The organism is Cytophagia bacterium CHB2 (assembly GCA_030263535.1).
Taxonomy (GTDB): Bacteria; Zhuqueibacterota; Zhuqueibacteria; order Zhuqueibacterales; family Zhuqueibacteraceae; genus Coneutiohabitans.
On sequence record SZPB01000590.1, the window covers coordinates 1 to 2417 of the forward strand.

The window sequence follows — 2417 nt, forward strand, 5'->3', positions numbered from 1 at the left end:
ACAGGGCCTTTATACCGCCGTCATTGCGGGATTCCTCATCGCCGCGTTGGGGGGCAGCCGCGCGCAGGTGAGCGGCCCGACCGGCGCGTTTATCGTGATCATCTATGGAATCGTGCATGAACACGGCTATGAAGGTTTGGCGGTAGCCACCATGCTGGCCGGCATTTTTCTCATCATCATGGGGGTCATGCGCATGGGAGTGTTGCTCAAGTTCATACCCTATCCGGTGACCGTCGGTTTTACCAGCGGCATTGCACTCATTATCTTTTCTTCGCAAACGCGAGACTTCCTCGGCTTGCAGATTGAAAATGTGCCAGCGGACGTTGTGGAGAAGTGGGCGGTTTATTTGGAAAACATGCACACCTTTAGTCCACATGCGCTCGGCATTGGCGTGCTGGCGCTCGCGGTGATCGTGCTTTGGCCGCGTGTCACACACCGCATTCCCGGTTCATTTGTTGCCATCATCGTGATGACGGCGATCGTGCATTTTTTTGACGTGCCCGTGGACACCATCGGCAGCCGTTTCGGCAGCGTGCCGAACAGTCTGCCGGCGCCGCAGATTCCGAACTTCAGTTGGAAACTCATTACGGAAATATTTTCACCTGCCGTGACCATTGCCTTGTTGGCCGCCATCGAGTCGCTGCTCTCCGCGGTGGTGGCAGACGGCATGTTGGGCACACGCCATCGTTCGAACATGGAATTGATCGCGCAAGGTGTCGGTAACATTTTTTCGCCACTCTTTGGCGGAATTCCGGCGACCGGCGCCATCGCGCGCACGGCGACCAATATCAAGAATGGCGGCCGCACACCGGTGGCGGGCATCGTGCATGCGCTGGTGTTGCTGCTTATCATGTTGTTCTTCGGGCAATATGCTGCTCTGATTCCCATGCCCGTGCTCGCGGCGATTTTGATTTACGTGGCTTACAACATGAGTGAATGGCACATGTTCGTCAAGCTCATGCGCAGCCCGCGCAGCGACATCGTGGTCTTGTTCGCCACGTTTCTACTCACGGTTTTGATCGACTTGACCGTCGCGATTCAGGTGGGCGTTGTGCTGGCGGCTTTTCTGTTCTTGAATCGCATGTCGAACGTGCCGCAAGCCAGTCTCATCACAAAAGAGCTGCAGAGCGACGACGAGGAGCTGGAAGATGATCCCAACGCGATCTCGCGCCGGGAGGTTCCAGAAGGCGTCGAGGTTTTTGAAATTCATGGCCCTTTGTTTTTCGGCGCCATTGATCAGTTCAAGGATACGATGCGCTTGCTGGAAAAATTTCCCCGTGTGCTCATTTTGCGTATTCGCAACGTCCTGGCGGTTGACGCTACAGCCTTGCAAGCCCTGGAAGTGGAAGTTGAGAACGCCAGGAAACATGGCAACGTCATTGTGCTTTCCGGTGTGCATGCGCAACCGCTCTTTGCCATGAAGCAAGCGGGACTGCTGGAAAAGCTCGGCGAGGAAAACGTGTGTGCCAACATCGATGATGCGTTGAATCGCGCGCGCACGATTCTTGGGCTGCCGCAGGTGCCCAGGCCCGTGCCTTTTGTGGCGACAGTGGCGCGGGAGAAACATCTGGAAAAAGATTGAGCGAGGCCGGTATGTACGACAGATTGAAATGCGCGAAGTCGAACTTGCGCAAAGACAGTTTCGAATGAGCGCGGGCGAAGTCGGGCTTGCGCATAAACAAGCTTGATAACATCGAAAACCTTTATGCGCAAGTTCGCTTTCCCTGATTGATTATGAATGAGGAAGGAACCCTTGAAAAGCTTCAAAACCAAGTACGGCTATTTTTCCAAAGACGGCAAAGAGTATGTCATCACTACGCCGCGAACGCCGCGGCCGTGGATCAATGTGATCAGCAACGGCGATTACGGCATCACGGTTTCGCAAACCGGCAGCGGCTACAGTTGGCGCACGCACGCGCAGCTCAATCGCCTCACGCGCTGGGAACAGGATCTCATTAAAGATGAATGGGGCAAGTATCTCTATCTCCGCGATGAAAAAGGCAACGTGTGGTCTGCCGGATGGAAGCCCGTGTGCCATGAGCCGGATCATTATGAATGCCGCCACGGCCTCGGCTACAGCATTATTTCATCATCGAACTTCGGTGTGGATTCGACGCTGCTTTTGTTCGTGCCCAATGACGAACCGCTCGAAATTTGGAAGGTCACGTTGCGCAACCGCACACGCAAGCCGAAGAAGCTGAGTCTCTTTTCTTTTTTTGAATGGGGTCTCGGCAATTCACCGGATTGGCATCGCGAGTTTCACAAATCGTTCATTGAAACCAGCTACGATGCGAACCAGCACGCACTTTTCGCCACGAAACGTTTGTGGGAAGTGCCGACCGATCGCGGCCATTGGAACACGGAATGGGGCTACGTCGCTTTTCACTCCGTGAATGTGAAGCCGAGTGCTTTTGATG

The 2417-nt window shown here is 54.7% G+C and carries 2 protein-coding genes; both read left to right on the top strand.

The window, feature by feature from the left end:
* A partial coding sequence (locus tag FBQ85_29245) for an STAS domain-containing protein (protein MDL1879217.1) occupies positions 1-1582 on the top strand: 1582 nt, incomplete at its 5' end.
* A 156-nt stretch (positions 1583-1738) separates the two neighbouring features.
* The coding region (locus tag FBQ85_29250; GenBank protein ID MDL1879218.1) for a glycosyl transferase family 36 at positions 1739-2417 on the top strand (679 nt) is incomplete at its 3' end.